The 15,739-nt window shown below is 40.9% G+C and carries 11 protein-coding genes; 4 read left to right on the top strand and 7 right to left on the bottom strand.

What is annotated here, in order from left to right; translation table 11 throughout:
* Positions 1-67: 67 nt before the first annotated feature.
* Together nrdB and yfaE are read left to right on the top strand one after the other, a co-directional pair.
* Entirely contained in the window at positions 68-1,198 is a 1,131-nt protein-coding gene (gene nrdB, locus HCZ11_RS03080; protein WP_130051426.1) for a class Ia ribonucleoside-diphosphate reductase subunit beta, read from the top strand.
* Positions 1,198-1,470, top strand: a complete 273-nt coding sequence (yfaE, locus tag HCZ11_RS03075; protein ID WP_130051425.1) for a class I ribonucleotide reductase maintenance protein YfaE — start codon at positions 1,198-1,200, stop codon at positions 1,468-1,470. Before nrdB ends, yfaE begins: the two co-directional genes overlap by 1 nt.
* Here the strand turns inward: yfaE and HCZ11_RS03070 are convergent.
* The gene (locus HCZ11_RS03070; protein WP_130051424.1) at positions 1,467-1,994 is read right to left on the bottom strand and encodes a YaeQ family protein; all 528 of its coding nucleotides are present in this window, start codon (positions 1,992-1,994) and stop codon (positions 1,467-1,469) included. The genes yfaE and HCZ11_RS03070 overlap by 4 nt on opposite strands.
* 154 nt (positions 1,995-2,148) lie before the next feature.
* Between HCZ11_RS03070 and HCZ11_RS03065 the strand changes: the two genes are divergently transcribed.
* Positions 2,149-4,551: a TonB-dependent receptor gene (locus tag HCZ11_RS03065; RefSeq protein WP_167657751.1), complete on the top strand. Its 2,403-nt coding sequence runs from the start codon at positions 2,149-2,151 to the stop codon at positions 4,549-4,551.
* A gap of 98 nt (positions 4,552-4,649) precedes the next feature.
* Here HCZ11_RS03065 and glnS read toward each other — a convergent pair whose 3' ends face one another.
* On the bottom strand, positions 4,650-6,317 hold the full coding sequence (gene glnS / locus HCZ11_RS03060; protein WP_167657604.1) for a glutamine--tRNA ligase: 1,668 nt from the start codon (positions 6,315-6,317) through the stop codon (positions 4,650-4,652).
* A 228-nt stretch (positions 6,318-6,545) separates the two neighbouring features.
* On the opposite strand from glnS, the gene HCZ11_RS03055 reads away from it, so the two are divergent.
* The gene (locus tag HCZ11_RS03055; RefSeq protein ID WP_130051422.1) at positions 6,546-7,616 is read left to right on the top strand and encodes a DUF3083 family protein; all 1,071 of its coding nucleotides are present in this window, start codon (positions 6,546-6,548) and stop codon (positions 7,614-7,616) included.
* A gap of 49 nt (positions 7,617-7,665) precedes the next feature.
* Here HCZ11_RS03055 and argA read toward each other — a convergent pair whose 3' ends face one another.
* The 5 genes from argA to HCZ11_RS03030 all read right to left on the bottom strand — a co-directional run bounded on the left by argA (position 7,666) and on the right by HCZ11_RS03030 (position 15,731).
* Positions 7,666-9,006, bottom strand: a complete 1,341-nt coding sequence (gene argA, locus HCZ11_RS03050; RefSeq protein WP_167657603.1) for an amino-acid N-acetyltransferase — start codon at positions 9,004-9,006, stop codon at positions 7,666-7,668.
* Between the two features lie 195 nt (positions 9,007-9,201).
* Entirely contained in the window at positions 9,202-10,074 is an 873-nt protein-coding gene (gene sucD / locus HCZ11_RS03045) for a succinate--CoA ligase subunit alpha (protein ID WP_130051420.1), read from the bottom strand.
* Entirely contained in the window at positions 10,074-11,240 is a 1,167-nt protein-coding gene (gene sucC / locus HCZ11_RS03040) for an ADP-forming succinate--CoA ligase subunit beta (RefSeq protein WP_054551366.1), read from the bottom strand. The genes sucD and sucC overlap by 1 nt, the downstream gene beginning before the upstream one ends.
* Before the next feature lie 177 nt (positions 11,241-11,417).
* Entirely contained in the window at positions 11,418-12,908 is a 1,491-nt protein-coding gene (gene odhB / locus HCZ11_RS03035; RefSeq protein ID WP_167657602.1) for a 2-oxoglutarate dehydrogenase complex dihydrolipoyllysine-residue succinyltransferase, read from the bottom strand.
* Positions 12,909-12,911: 3 nt separating this feature from the next.
* Positions 12,912-15,731, bottom strand: a complete 2,820-nt coding sequence (locus HCZ11_RS03030) for a 2-oxoglutarate dehydrogenase E1 component (protein WP_130051418.1) — start codon at positions 15,729-15,731, stop codon at positions 12,912-12,914.
* Positions 15,732-15,739 lie beyond the last annotated feature (8 nt).

The raw sequence follows: 15,739 nt of genomic DNA, 5'->3' as shown, positions 1-15,739 counted from the left end.
AATTAATAACATAACAAAAGCGGGCTCATTAGCCCGCTTTGTCCTGACTGTTTTTTGAGAAATCACTATGTCTTATACAACTTTTAGCCGAAATCATAATAACCAATTACAAGAACCGATGTTTTTCGGCCAAACGGTAAACGTGTCACGTTACGACCAACAAAAGTACCCTATCTTCGAAAAGCTAATCGAAAAGCAACTTTCGTTCTTTTGGCGTCCTGAAGAGGTTGATGTAAGTAAAGACCGTCTTGACTTCCAAGCGTTACCAGATCACGAAAAGCACATCTTTTTAAGTAACTTAAAATATCAAACTTTACTTGATAGTGTGCAAGGTCGTTCACCTAACGTTGCGTTACTACCAATTGTGTCTATTCCTGAGTTAGAAACGTGGATTGAAACATGGGCGTTTAGTGAAACGATTCACAGCCGTTCATACACACACATTATTCGTAACGTGACGCAATCTCCTGAGCTTATCTTTGATGATATCGTAAGCAACGAGAAAATCAGCGAGCGTGCTGATGCCGTAACTAAATATTACGACGATTTAATCAACATGATTTCTGTTTACAACCTTTACGGTGAAGGAAAACATGTAATCAACGGTGAAGAAGTTAAAGTCAGTTTATTTGACCTTAAAAAGCAACTTTATCTTGCTATGATGTCGGTGAATATTCTAGAAGCTATCCGTTTCTATGTTAGCTTTGCCTGTTCATTTGCATTCGCAGAGCGTGAATTAATGGAAGGTAATGCGAAAATTATCAAGCTAATTGCACGTGATGAAGCTCTACACCTTTCTGGTACACAACACATCTTAAACATTATGCAAGAAGGTAAAGACGATCCAGAAATGGCCATCGTTGCCGCACAATGTCGCGAAGAAGCGATTCAGATGTTTGTTGAAGCAGCTGAGCAAGAAAAAGATTGGGCTGAGTATCTTTTCAAAGATGGTTCAATGATTGGTCTGAACAAAGATATTTTATGTCAATACGTTGAATACATCACTAATGCCCGTATGACTGCAGTAGGCCTACCAGCACAGTTCGAAAGTAAGAGTAACCCTATTCCGTGGATCAACTCTTGGTTAGTATCTGACAATGTTCAAGTTGCCCCACAAGAAGCTGAAATTAGCTCTTACCTTGTAGGTCAAATTGACTCTCAAGTTGATGCATCTGACTTTGGTGACTTCGACCTGTAATGAGCTCAAACACAACTGCAGAGGTTATCCTTGCAGGAACAGACAGCCAGAATCTTGAATTTGATTCTGGCTGTTCATCTCTCCTTGAATGCCTAGAACAACACAAAATAGATGTCCCCTACCAATGCCGTGAAGGCTATTGTGGCGCATGCCGTGCTAAATTAGTCGAAGGTGATGTGAGTTATAATCAAGAGCCACTCGCGTTTGTGCGGGCAGGTGAAGTATTACTATGTTGTAGTAAACCCAATGGAAAAGTAAAACTTGAGCTTTAATGCCATACAAGCTCGCTAGTTTGGTAGAAATTTTCTTTATCAGAGACACTCACCATTTGCTGATCAATTGTAACATCCCACTGTAGATTTTTAGTTAAATGACTCGCCAACTGCTCAATGAAGTTATCATCAAACGCAATTAAATGACCATTACTGATCAGCTCCAACTGATGTTCATTTTCTTGTAACCAATTGTTGTTTAATGTTGTTACAACCCAAAGCTCGTCAACTCTTTTAGCTATTTTATTGAGTTGTAAAATATCCGGTTGGTCAACAGCAAGCCATGTTTGATAATGCTCATCTAATGCTTTTATTGACACATCCGGTTCGCCATGACTGAACTTTGCATTCAGCATCGCTGTTTCATTGTGTGAAAATAAGCAATAACTTAAAAGCTTAAGAACAAAGTGTTGATAGCTTTCACGACGGTCACAAGCAGTAGTAAACACCTCTTTGTGATTGCGGTGCTCTCTTAAATCAGCAATGGTGAAATTTGCTTTAAAGACTCTATTTTTATCAGACATAAGATTTAGCCATCCAAAAGTAACAGCCTAAGTATAGTGTATGGTGTTAAAATCGCGACTTAATGGAAAGTTATAGTATAACGTTATTGCGATTGAAAAATTGCAGTGTTATATTATAACGCAACACTTAACAACAAACTTAGAAGTAGTAATGATGAAACAAGTTTCAATTCTTTCTAGTGCTGTTGCCGCTGCGCTGTTTTCTCAATCCACAATGGCTGCTGTGATCACAGGTCAAGTATTAGATAAAAACCAACAACCTATCAGCAATGCTGAAATACACGTACACGGTAAATCTCAAAGCGTTGTTACTGACAAACAAGGTCAGTTTAAAATTGATGTAGACAACCAAGGTCAACTACACATCAGTAAAAATAATTTCATCGATAAACGCATTGCTATTAATGGTGACGATCAAAACCTAGTCGTTACACTTACACCTACTTCCGTTGAAACGGTTGTTGTTTATGCATCAGCACTTCATAAGAATAGTCTTGAGATGATTTCGCCAGTTAATGTATTAGCGGGCGATGAACTAAAAGACAAGGCTAAACCGACTTTAGGCGAAACACTAAAAGGTTTACCCGGTGTTAATGCAAGCTATTTTGGCCCTGTATCTTCTAGCCCAATTATTCGTGGTTTAGATGGTCCGCGTGTAAAAATCACCCAAAATGGTCTTGATAGCAGCGATGCATCACGAATTGGTCCAGATCACGCAACATCGAACGACAGCTTAGCAGCTGAGCAAATCGAAGTACTTCGCGGCCCTGCTACTCTACTTTATGGCTCTGGCGCAATTGGTGGTGTGGTCAACGTAGTTGATAACCGTATTCCAACGGATAACATTGATACTTTAACAGGTGCTGCACAATACACTCACGATACGGTATCAAATACCAACACTTATGCTGCAAAACTTGAAACCGGTAACGATGGTTTTAACTTCCATTTTGATGGTACTAAGCGTAAAGGTCATGACTACAAAACACCAACGTTCGAGCTTCCTGAAGAGCATGACGAACATGAAGGTGAAGATCATGAAGAACACGAAACAGCTAACAGTGTTGAAAACACCTTTATCGATAGCCAAACTGTTAACTTTGGTACAAGTTATGTTGGCGACCACCTAACACTGGGTGTTTCTTATGGTCGTATCGAAACTGATTATGGTATTCCTGCTCATTCACACCATCATCATGCGCATGACGAGCAAGATGAACATGAAGACGAGCATGATCAACATGAAGAACCTGTTTTCGCTCAGCTAGAGCAAGATCGCTGGCAAGGTTACATGAGCTATGCACTTCATGATAACTGGATTGAAAATATCTCACTACGCGTTGGCTACACCGACTATAAACATGCAGAAATTGAAGATGGTGCAGTGGGAACGGTGTTTACAAACAAAACAACTGAAGCACGTGCAACCGTTGAGCACAAGTTAGGCCTTTGGCACGGTATGGCAGGTTATCACTACACTGAGTCTGACTACGATGCAGATGGTGAAGAAGCTTTTACACCTGCAAGTGTGACTAAAACAAACGCAATTTTTATGCTTGAAGAGCGCCAGTTTGGTGATGTGACCGTTGAGCTAGGTGCACGCCTTGAAGATTACCAAATCGACTCTGCTGTAAGCATGGCTGAGCATCATCATGATCACGATCATGAAGAGGAAGAAGAGCACCATGAAGAAGAAGCTGAAATCATCAACTACAGTGAAGATTTCACAAACCTGAGCTTATCTGCAGGTGCAATTTGGCAATATCAAGAAGGCCAAAGTGTAGCTTTAAGTGTGTCTCGTTCTGAACGTGCGCCACTAAGTGCTGAATTACTGTCAAACGGTGTTCATATCGCAACAGGTACCTACGAGCTTGGCTTAGGTTATCATATTGAAGACAGCGAAATTCATTTTGAGCCAGAGGATATCGAGCAAGAAACTGCAACCAACTTTGATTTAAGTTTCCGCCGTTTTATTGGTGATTTTGGTTATACAGTTAACTTCTTCTATAACGACATTGAAAACTACTACTACCAGCAAAATACTGGTTTGGTATTTGATGAAGAGCATGGCTTAGAATCTGCAGCTGAAGCAGACGAAGATGCAATGGCGGTTTATCAGTTCAGTAGTAAAGATGCAAAACTATACGGCATTGAATTTGACGTACACTATCAAGTAACGCCAAGTGCCTTGGTTAAAGTGTTTGGTGATTCAACAACCGCTAAACTAAAAGATGATGAAGGTTATTTACCTCGTATCCCAGCTAATAAACTAGGCTCTGAATTACAGTACACAATTGCTGATTGGAAATTTAGCCTAACAGGGACTCATTATTTTGAGCAGTCTGACATTACTGCTTACGAGACAAAAACAGAGGGTTATACCCTGTTTGATGCATCAGCAAACTATCAACTTGACCTAGGTCCTGTGGATACACAACTTTATATCAATGTTGACAACTTAACCGATGAATTAGGCTTCGTACACAGTTCATTTATTAAAGAAAAGGCTCCACTACCAGGTCGTAATTTCAGCCTAGGTATTCGTGGCTATTTTTAATTTGATTTAACTTTTAATAGTTATAAAAAAACCCTTTCACTTTAAAAGTGAAAGGGTTTTTTATTAAGCTTAGAAACTTAAACAATTAGTAAAGGGGTTTAGCCTTTCTGTTCAATCTTCGCCCATGAATCTCGAAGACCCACAGTTTGATTGAATACTAATGAATCTGCTTTGCTATCACGACAGAAATAGCCTGTACGCTCAAACTGGAAGCCCTGCTCCGCTTGTGCATTAGCAAGTGAAGGCTCTACTTTAGCATTTGCAAGAACCACTAGAGATTCAGGGTTAAGTGTTGCGTTAAAGTCTTCTGCTGCAGCTGGGTTTGGTACGTTAAATAAACGGTCGTATAAACGAACTTCAGCTGTGATAGATTCACTTGCTGATACCCAGTGAATTACACCTTTAACCTTACGGCCATCACTTGGGTTTTTACCCAGTGTTTCAGGATCGTAAGAGCAGAAGATAGTCGTGATTTCGCCATTTTCGTCTTTTTCAACGCGCTCAGCTTTAATTACATATGCACCACGTAAACGTACTTCTTTATCAAGCACTAAACGCTTGAACTTGTTGTTTGCTTCTTCACGGAAGTCTTCACGCTCGATATAAAGTTCACGAGTGAAAGGTACTTCACGGCGACCCATCTCTTCTTTATTCGGGTGATTTGCAACAGATAACGTCTCTACTTTATCTGCGTCATAGTTCTCGATAACAACCTTGACCGGATCAAGAACAGCCATTGCACGTGGTGCATGCTCATTTAGGTCTTCACGGATACATGCTTCTAACATGCCCATTTCAACCATGTTTTCTTGTTTAGTGACACCGATGCGTGAACAAAATTCACGTACTGAGGCAGGTGTATAACCACGACGACGTAGACCAGCAATCGTTGGCATACGTGGGTCGTCCCATCCTTCAACATGACCATTAACTACTAAGTCGTTTAATTTACGCTTAGACATAATGGTGTATTCAAGATTTAATCGTGAAAACTCGATTTGTTGCGGATGACACTCAAGGCTGATGTTATCTAATACCCAATCGTATAAACGACGGTTATCTTGGAATTCAAGCGTACATAATGAATGTGTGATGCCTTCTAGCGCGTCGGAAATACAATGCGTGAAGTCGTACATTGGATAAATGCACCATTTGTCGCCCGTTTGGTGGTGATGAGCAAAACGTACACGGTATAAGATCGGATCACGCAATACCATAAATGAGCTTGCCATGTCGATTTTTGCACGCAGTACACACTCGCCTTCTTTGAATTCGCCATTTCGCATTTTTTCAAAAAGCGCTAGGTTTTCTTCAACTGGCGTGTCGCGGTAAGGACTGTTTTTACCTGGTTCTTTCAAAGTACCACGGTATTCTCTTGCTTGATCAGGAGATAAGAAACATACATATGCAAGGCCTTTTTCGATAAGCTCAACAGCATAACCATATAAAGCATCGAAATAGTTAGATGAATACTTAATTTCACCATCCCATTTAAAACCTAACCACTGCACATCTTCTTTAATTGAGTTTACGTAGTTGATGTCTTCTTTTTCTGGATTCGTATCATCAAAACGTAAATTACAAAGACCTTGATAATCTTGGGCGATACCAAAATTCAAACAAATAGACTTCGCGTGACCAATGTGTAAAAAACCATTTGGTTCTGGTGGAAAACGCGTGTGTGTAGTCGCATGCTTACCGCTTGCGAGATCTTCATCGATACGCGTTCTAATAAAGTTACTTGGGCGATTCTCAATTTCCGCCATAGGAGCATAATCCTCTGAATATTGCATGGTGACAAAACTAATGCATTATTACAAAAACAAACCCTAACATACAGTAGTAGAATCATGTTTATTGAAGATATTAAGTCGATTGTTGAATACATAGTTCACAGACTCAACAAAAACGGTAAAAAAATTGTTCTAACGCAATAAAATGATCATTGACTAACGATATAGTGCCACTAGTTTCACTACCAATAAGGAAAAAAGATGGCTTCGCTCAATCAACACCGAGTCTATATTCCAAGCTCAGCACGTGCAAATCAGTATGTGTTAGTTGAATTTAAACCTACTGATGAGTTTTTTGCCCAGTTCACAAATGTTAGCTGTGCTTATAAGCGTCTTGCAAGGGAGTTATTTGCACTCTGTGATGAGTATGAATTACACAACGTTCACTTAATCGCTAACGATAAACTGCCGGTGGTTCGTTACCATGATGAGGCGTATAGTTTAGAAACCGCGAAACAAATTTTATTTTTCTATAACCCTCAATACCATGAAGCACACAATGTGTTTGCTGATGGTGAACAAAAATGCAAAAAAATTCGTTTATTGTTCCTGGCGACTGGTGAAGATATTCGCGCTAATGCGGCAAGTTTTCATCATAATGTGCAGCGAGTAATAAACTCTTTACAAGAAAAGATATTAAGCAATCAGCCAGCTTTAAAAGTTCGTGATCACCAACACCTTACTTATGATTTATTTGCTAAAGCAAAAGGTCACAAAGAAAGCTATGGTTATAAATTACGAAGCTTGTATCCTCGCTTTCAATCTCGCCAATGTCATTTACCAACTGAACACAGTGAGATAGCTTATGCAGGTTTTTCGATTCCTGTGACTCGTGCTATCAAAACTCAATTTCAACATATGTTGAATGAAGAGAATTACACCGAGTTTTATCAATACATTTTTGATGCGTTTAAACGTGCTTGTGATAAACGCGGATTAACACTAGGTGCATTTATCGCTAATGGAACACGACCTATTGTCCGAAATAGTAATATTGATAACGCACAAAGTAACAGTGAACTACAAAAGTTAACCTTTGATTGCAGCTCTGAGCAAGTACAATTACAACAATATTGGAATGCAAATCAACTTGTTGATTCACTGCATTTCGTAATAGCAGCAGCAGACAAAGACAAACATGACATTGGTTATGGCAAGTTTATGAATCACGTACAGAGTGCGATTAATGAAGTGACAGATGAACTGGCATTTAATCCAACTCGTCAAGATTTACGTGTTCGTTTTTATCAGCACATAAACTATCAATACTAACTAAGTTTAGTTTAATTAATCGAGGTGACGTATTCACGTCACCTTTTAATTATCGATTATTGCTTAGCTTAGTTAAGTCTAGTCGTAGCACCTTAGAACGACGCTCGTAGTTATAAAGTGCTTTTTTCTTTTCAGGTAATTCATCAACCGTGACCAGTTCAAAGCTTTGCTCTAAAAACCAATGAATACTACGGGTGGTCAACGCAAATAAATGCGAATAACCTGCACGTTTGGCTTTATTAATAATAAACCGCAACAGAAAACTGCCACGGTCTGCATCCCGGTACTGAGGATGAACAGCAAGACTTGCAAACTCCCCCACTTGTTCATCTGCAAACGGATACAAAGCCGCACAGGCAATGATAAGCCCATCACGCTCTATCACAGTAAATTGTTCAATTTCAATTTCAAGCTGCTCACGAGAGCGGCGTACTAAATACCCCTGCTGTTCAAGTGGCCTGATAAGATTAATAATACCGGTAATATCAGAGATGCTAGCACTTCGTAATTGTTCAGAGCTTTGCGGCGCGATTTGTGTACCAATACCATCTAATGAGAACAACTCTTGTAGTAACGCGCCGTCTTCTTTATAACTAACTAAGTGACAACGATGCACGCCACCACGACAAGCATCAATCGCCGCTTGTAAGAAAACCGTTGCACTTAAACATGCATCTGGTTGATTACGATAACTTGCTAATAGTTGCTCAGCTTCATTTGGCATTAACTCAGCAATCGCTTCACCATTTTCATCTAAAATACCAGCTTCTTGGCAAAACCCGAGCATTTTATCTGCACGAAGCTTTAGCGCTACTTGTGTTGCAATTTCTTCTGCAGTTAAGTTAAAGCTTTCACCGGTAACCGATGCCGCGATTGGTCCAAGTAATACAATACCGTTGTTATCTAATTGATGGCGAATCCCCGCGACATCAACACGTCTTACTCTACCTGAATGATGATAGTCTACACCTTCATCAACCCCTAAAGGTTGAGCAATAACAAAATTACCACTCACTACATTTAGAAATGAACCTGACATAGGAGTACTACTTAAAGACGTTGATAAGCGCGCAGTAATATCGAATTGCATAGCACCCGCGACTTTTTTAATGACTTCAAAAGTTGCATTATCAGTCACTCGTATCTCATTATGAAACTGACTAGTTATGCCAACTTGTTCAAGTGCCGCATTAAACTGTGGACGAGCCCCAAATACTAATACAATCTTAATACCAAGACTGGTTAGAAGCGCAACATCATTAATGATGCTACGACAACCAGACTGGTCAATCGCCTCTCCGCCAAGCATAACAACGAAAGTTTTACCGCGGTGAGCATTAACGTATGGGGTTGACTGGCGAAATCCATCTACCAATTCTGTGGTACGCACGTAATATTTACCTTATTAAAGTCGAGTGTTTTAATAAAAACAGATATACAAGCCACAAGTGTAGAGAATTTATATTCACAAATAAAGCATTATTATTCTTAATTTGCTATAGAATTTTTCATACCATAAATTAAAAAGAAGCAAATACAAAAAAGGCCCGCATAAGCGAGCCTTTCTTAAGAGATTATAAACTGATTACCAGCCTGTTTTCTCTTTAAGTGCAGCACCGATATCAGCTAGTGAACGTACAGTTTTTACGCCAGCAGCTTCTAATGCAGCAAATTTTTCATCAGCAGTACCTTTACCGCCTGCGATGATTGCACCAGCGTGACCCATACGCTTACCTGCAGGTGCAGTAACACCAGCAATGTAAGAAACAACAGGTTTAGTCACGTTGTGCTTGATGTATTCTGCAGCTTCTTCTTCTGCAGTACCACCGATTTCACCGATCATAACGATAGCTTCAGTTTGCTCGTCTTTTTCGAACATTTCTAAAACGTCGATGAAGTTAGTGCCAGGGATAGGGTCACCACCGATACCAACACATGTTGATTGGCCAAAACCAGCATCAGTAGTTTGTTTAACCGCTTCGTAAGTAAGCGTACCAGAACGTGATACGATACCTACTTTACCAGGCTTGTGGATGTGACCAGGCATGATACCAATCTTAGTTTCACCAGGAGTGATAACACCTGGGCAGTTAGGACCGATCATACGAACACCAGTTTCATCAAGCTTAACTTTAACGTCAACCATGTCTAGTGTAGGGATACCTTCAGTGATACAAACGATAAGCTCGATGCCAGCATCGATTGCTTCTAAGATTGCATCTTTACAGAAAGGTGCTGGTACGTAGATAACTGATGCAGTTGCGCCAGTTGCTTCAACAGCGTCGCGTACTGTGTTGAATACTGGAAGACCAAGATGCGTTTGACCGCCTTTACCTGGGCTTACACCACCAACCATTTGTGTACCGTACTCAAGCGCTTGCTCTGAGTGGAAAGTACCTTGGCCACCAGTGAAACCTTGACAGATAACTTTTGTATCTTTATTGATTAATACAGACATTATTTGCCCTCCGCAGCAGCAACAACTTTTTCAGCTGCGTCTGTTAGTGATTCAGCAGCGATGATGTTAAGGTCAGAACTAGCTAGTACTTCACGACCTAGTTCAGCGTTAGTACCTTCTAAACGAACTACTACAGGAACGTTTACACCCACTTCTTTAACTGCGCCGATGATACCTTCTGCGATCATGTCACAACGTACGATACCACCAAAGATGTTAACTAAAACAGCTTTAACGTTGTCGTCAGATAAGATGATCTTGAATGCTTCAGAAACACGCTCTTTAGTTGCACCGCCACCAACATCTAGGAAGTTAGCTGGCTTGCCACCGTGTAGGTTTACGATATCCATAGTACCCATCGCTAGGCCTGCACCGTTAACCATACAGCCTACGTTACCGTCTAGTGCAACGTAGTTAAGCTCGAAGCTTGCAGCGTGAGCTTCACGCGCGTCTTCTTGTGAAGGATCGTGCATTTCACGGATTTTAGGTTGACGGTAAAGCGCGTTACCATCTACACCGATTTTACCGTCTAGACAGTGAAGGTTACCTTCGTCTGTGATTACTAGCGGGTTGATTTCTAATAGTGCGAAATCGAAATCGTTGAACATGTTAGCAAGACCCATGAAGATCTTAACGAACTGTTTCATTTGAGTAGGGTTTAAACCTAGTTTGAAGCCTAACTCACGAGCTTGGTAAGCTTGAGGACCAACTAGTGGATCGATCTCAGCTTTGTGAATTAGTTCTGGAGTTTCTTCTGCAACTTGCTCGATTTCAACACCACCTTCAGTAGATGCCATGAAAACAACTTTACGAGAAGCACGATCTACTACAGCGCCAAGGTATAATTCGTTAGCGATGTCAGTGCAGCTTTCTACAAGGATTTTAGCTACTGGCTGACCATTTTCGTCTGTTTGGTAAGTAACTAAGTTTTTACCTAACCAGTTCGCAGCGAACTCTTTAACTTCGTCGATTGTTTTAACTAGCTTAACACCGCCAGCTTTACCACGGCCACCTGCGTGAACCTGTGTTTTAACAACCCACATATCACCGCCGATTTTCTCAGCAGCTGCTGCAGCTTCTTCAGGTGTATCGCAAGCGAAACCTTGAGAAACTGGTAAACCATATTCGGCAAAAAGTTGTTTTGCCTGATACTCATGCAAATTCATGATGCTTTATCCAATTTTTTATACTAAAAGAGCTGAATATTTATGCAAAATAAACAGCTATCCCAAATTGCGCACTTAGTATAAATCCCAAGGCTCCACATGAAAACCCCAGTTAGACCAAAGGCGCAAAAAAAAAGCTGTGAACAAGGTTCACAGCTTAGTTTTCATACAACTAGATTAAACATCTAGTAGTAAACGAGTCGGATCTTCAAGTAACTCTTTAATTGTTACTAAGAAACCTACAGATTCTTTACCATCGATTTGGCGGTGATCATAAGATAACGCTAAGTACATCATTGGTAAGATTTCAACTTTACCATTTACAGCCATAGGACGCTCTTGGATTTTGTGCATACCTAAGATTGAAGACTGTGGTAAGTTGATGATTGGAGTAGATAGTAATGAACCGAATACACCACCGTTAGTGATGGTGAAGTTACCACCAGTCATGTCATCAATTGATAATTTACCGTCACGACCTTTAAGCGCTAGCTCACGGATACCTTTTTCGATTTCAGCAACAGAAAGCTTGTCACAGTCTTTAAGTACTGGTGTAACAAGACCACGTGGTGTAGAAACCGCGATGCTGATGTCGAAGTAGTTGTGATAAACAATATCATCACCGTCGATAGACGCATTTACTTCAGGGAAACGCTTAAGTGCTTCAGTTACGGCTTTCACATAGAAAGACATGAAACCTAAACGGATACCGTGACGCTTTTCGAATACTTCTTGGTACTGCTTACGAAGATCCATGATTGGCTTCATGTTAACTTCGTTGAATGTCGTTAACATTGCAGTTGAGTTTTTCGCTTCAAGAAGACGATTAGCGATTGTTTTACGTAAACGAGTCATTGGAACACGTTTTTGTGTACGGTCACCCATAGGTGCTGCTGGTGCTGCTGCTTCAGCTTTAGGTGCTGCTGCAGGTGCTTTTAAGAACTTATCAACATCTTCTTTTGTTACACGACCATTTTTACCAGAACCTTTGATTTTTGATGCATCAAGGCCTTTCTCAGCAATTAAACGACGTACTGACGGCGTTAATACGTCAGAGCTATCATTTGAATCGCTTGCTGGCGCTTCTTCAGCTTTAGCTGCTGGTGCTGCACCCGCTTTAACTTTACCAATTACTTGCTCACCAAGTACTGTTTCGCCTTCAGCGTGAATGTGCTCACCCATGATGCCGTCTTCTTGAGCAACAACTTCAAGAACAACTTTATCAGTTTCGATGTCAACAAGGTTTTGATCGCGAGTTACCGCTTCACCTGGTTGAACGTGCCAAGTAGCAATTGTCGCGTCTGCGACTGATTCTGGAAGTACAGGTACTTTAATGTCCACTTCTTTACCTTCTGATGCTGGTGCTGATTGCGCCGCTGGCGCGTCTTCTGATTTAGCTGGTGCAGATTCGTCACTTGCTGGTGCAGCATCTGCATCACCAAGTAATGCAATTACTTGTTCGCCAAGTACTGTTGCACCTTCTTCTTGTGAAATTTCAGTGATTACACCGTCATTTGGTGCAACAACTTCTAAAACAACTTTATCTGTTTCGATATCTACTAAGTTTTGGTCGCGGCTTACTTTGTCGCCAACACTTACGTGCCATGTTGCAACAGTAGCATCAGCAACCGACTCAGGAAGTACAGGAACTTTAATTTCTGTGCTCATTGCTTATCCTTTCTTTTCAATAGTAAGCGCATCTGCAACGAGCGCTTGTTGTTCTTTATTATGCACTGACATGTAACCACACGCTGGTGATGCTGATGCTTTACGACCTGCGTAAGTTAATTTAGCACCGGCTGGAATTGCATCAACGAAGTGGTGTTGAGAACAATACCATGCACCTTGGTTTTGCGGCTCTTCTTGACACCAAACAAAATCTTTAACGTGTTGGTAACGCTGCATGATTGTATCCATCTCAGCATGTGGGAATGGATATAGTTGTTCTACACGAACAATAGCAATGTTATTTAATTCTTGCTTACGACGCTCTTGTAGTAGCTCGTAGTAAACTTTACCACTACAAAATACAACGCGTTCTACTTTATCTGCTGCAATATCATCGATTTCGTCAATCATATTGTGGAACACACCTTCTGATAACTCTTCAAGTGAAGACGTTGCCAGCGGGTGACGAAGTAGCGACTTAGGCGTCATAACAATCAATGGACGGCGTAAAGGACGAACAGATTGACGACGAAGCATTGCATAGACTTGTGCAGGTGTTGAAGGAACACATACTTGCATATTGTGATCAGCACACAACTGTAAGAAACGTTCTAGACGTGCCGAGCTATGCTCTGGACCTTGACCTTCGTAACCATGTGGAAGTAAACATGTAAGACCACATAAACGACCCCACTTCTGCTCACCTGAACTTAAGAATTGGTCAAATACAACTTGTGCGCCATTCGCGAAATCACCAAATTGTGCTTCCCACATTACAAGTGAAGTAGGTTCAGCTGTAGCATAACCATATTCAAACGCAAGAACAGCTTCTTCAGAAAGAACTGAATCGTAAACTTCAAATGCACCTTGATTTTCACTGATATTTTGCAGCGGTAAGTATGTTGATGCATCTTTTTGATTATGGATAACCGCATGACGGTGGAAGAATGTACCACGGCCAGAGTCTTGACCAGTTAAACGGATATCTGTACCCGCATCAACAAGCGTTGCATAAGCAAGTGTTTCAGCCATACCCCAATCAAGTGGTTTTTCACCTGTAGCCATCAACTTACGGTCATCGTAGATTTTATTAACACGCGACTGAGCTTTATGGCTTTCTGGGAAGCTTGCTACTTTTTTACCAAGTTCTTTTAATTTTTCAACAGATACTGTTGCATCGTACTCAACATCCCAATCGTGACCAACAAACTTAGCCCAATCAGAAGAGTGCGATGTTTCTAGTTGAATTTCTTCAACAACACAGTTGCCTTTATCTAGACCGTTACGGTAATCATCAGCAAGTGCTTTTACTTCATTTTCTGAGAATGAACCTTCAGCAACTAATTGATCTGCGTAAATTAGACGAGGTACTGGATGCTTTTTGATTTTTTGGTACATAAGTGGTTGAGTCGCATTCGGCTCATCCGCTTCGTTATGACCATGACGGCGATAACATACTAAATCAATCACTACATCACGTTTAAACTGGTTTCTGAAATCTAGCGCGATTTGAGTGACAAATGCTACCGCTTCAGGATCGTCAGAGTTAACGTGGAAAATTGGTGCCTGAACCATTTTCGCAATATCAGTACAGTAAGGTGTAGAACGTACATCAGACTGTTTAGACGTTGTAAAACCTACTTGGTTATTTACAACGATGCGAATACTACCACCACAACTAAATGCATTAGTTTGCGATAAGTTAAATGTTTCTTGAACAACACCCTGACCTGCGATTGCAGAGTCACCGTGAATAGTAATCGGTAATGCTTTAATACCTGACTTATCACCTAGACGGTCTAAACGAGCACGTACCGAACCCATAACCACTGGATTAACGATTTCTAAGTGAGACGGGTTAAATGCAAGTGCCATGTGCACGTTGCCACCCTTAGTTGCAAAGTCAGATGAATAACCCATGTGATATTTAACATCACCTGAGCTTAATGTGTCTTTGTGTTTACCAGCGAACTCATCGAATAATTCTGATGGGTTTTTACCTAATACGTTCACTAGTACGTTCAAGCGACCGCGGTGAGCCATACCAATAACAGCTTCTTTTTGTCCGCTTTCACCTGCACGATGAATTAGTTCTTTAAGCATTGGTACTAATGCGTCACCACCTTCAAGTGAGAAACGTTTTGCACCAGGGAACTTAGCCCCTAAATATTTTTCAAGGCCATCTGCAGCTGTTAATCCTTTAAGGATACGTAGCTTTTCTTCTTTAGAGAACTTTGGACGTGATTGCACTGATTCTAAACGTTGTTGTAACCAACGCTTTTCTTCAGTTGAAGTGATGTGCATATACTCAGCACCAACCGACCCACAATAAGTCGTTTTGAGTGCTTGATATAGCTCACCTAATGGCATGGTTTCGCGACCGACAGCAAACGAACCCACATTGAATTCACGGTCAAAATCAGCTTCAGATAAATCGTGGTATTCAAGTTCAAGATCTCGAACTCGCTCGCGTTCCCAGATACCTAACGGATCTAGGTTGGCATTTTGGTGACCACGGAAACGGAAAGCATTAATAAGTTGTAGCACTTTGACCTGTTTAGGATCGCCAGAGCCACCCTCTGCTACCACTACTTCTCTATGCTTGTTTTTAGCAAGCTGTGCAAATTGTGCACGAACATCTGAATGTTTTACGTCAACATCCACACCATCAACTTTTGGTAATTGTTCGAACACTTCTCGCCATTCTTCTGGCACAGAAGTCGCATCATCTAAGTACGCTTCATAAAGCTCTTCTACGTAAGCAACGTTACCGCCGTTTAAGTGAGAAGATTCTAGCCATGCCTTCATCACACCTTCGTGCATTTATAAGC

Origin of the sequence: Pseudoalteromonas sp. HF66 (assembly GCF_011806445.1) — a bacterium.
Lineage (GTDB): Bacteria > Pseudomonadota > Gammaproteobacteria > Enterobacterales > Alteromonadaceae > Pseudoalteromonas > Pseudoalteromonas apostichopi.
Note: the sequence above shows the minus strand (reverse complement) of the source record. Positions and strands in the feature narration are given on the sequence as shown.

Bases quoted from the DNA above. Each gene is read 5' to 3' on its own strand.
- nrdB (WP_130051426.1), top strand. From the start codon at position 68: ATGTCTTATACAACTTTTAGCCGAAATCATAATAACCAATTACAAGAA.
- yfaE (WP_130051425.1), top strand. From the start codon at position 1,198: ATGAGCTCAAACACAACTGCAGAGGTTATCCTTGCAGGAACAGACAGC.
- HCZ11_RS03070 (WP_130051424.1), bottom strand. From the start codon at position 1,994: ATGTCTGATAAAAATAGAGTCTTTAAAGCAAATTTCACCATTGCTGAT.
- HCZ11_RS03065 (WP_167657751.1), top strand. From the start codon at position 2,149: ATGAAACAAGTTTCAATTCTTTCTAGTGCTGTTGCCGCTGCGCTGTTT.
- glnS (WP_167657604.1), bottom strand. From the start codon at position 6,317: ATGGCGGAAATTGAGAATCGCCCAAGTAACTTTATTAGAACGCGTATC.
- HCZ11_RS03055 (WP_130051422.1), top strand. From the start codon at position 6,546: ATGGCTTCGCTCAATCAACACCGAGTCTATATTCCAAGCTCAGCACGT.
- sucD (WP_130051420.1), bottom strand. From the start codon at position 10,074: ATGTCTGTATTAATCAATAAAGATACAAAAGTTATCTGTCAAGGTTTC.
- sucC (WP_054551366.1), bottom strand. From the start codon at position 11,240: ATGAATTTGCATGAGTATCAGGCAAAACAACTTTTTGCCGAATATGGT.
- odhB (WP_167657602.1), bottom strand. From the start codon at position 12,908: ATGAGCACAGAAATTAAAGTTCCTGTACTTCCTGAGTCGGTTGCTGAT.
- HCZ11_RS03030 (WP_130051418.1), bottom strand. From the start codon at position 15,731: ATGCACGAAGGTGTGATGAAGGCATGGCTAGAATCTTCTCACTTAAAC.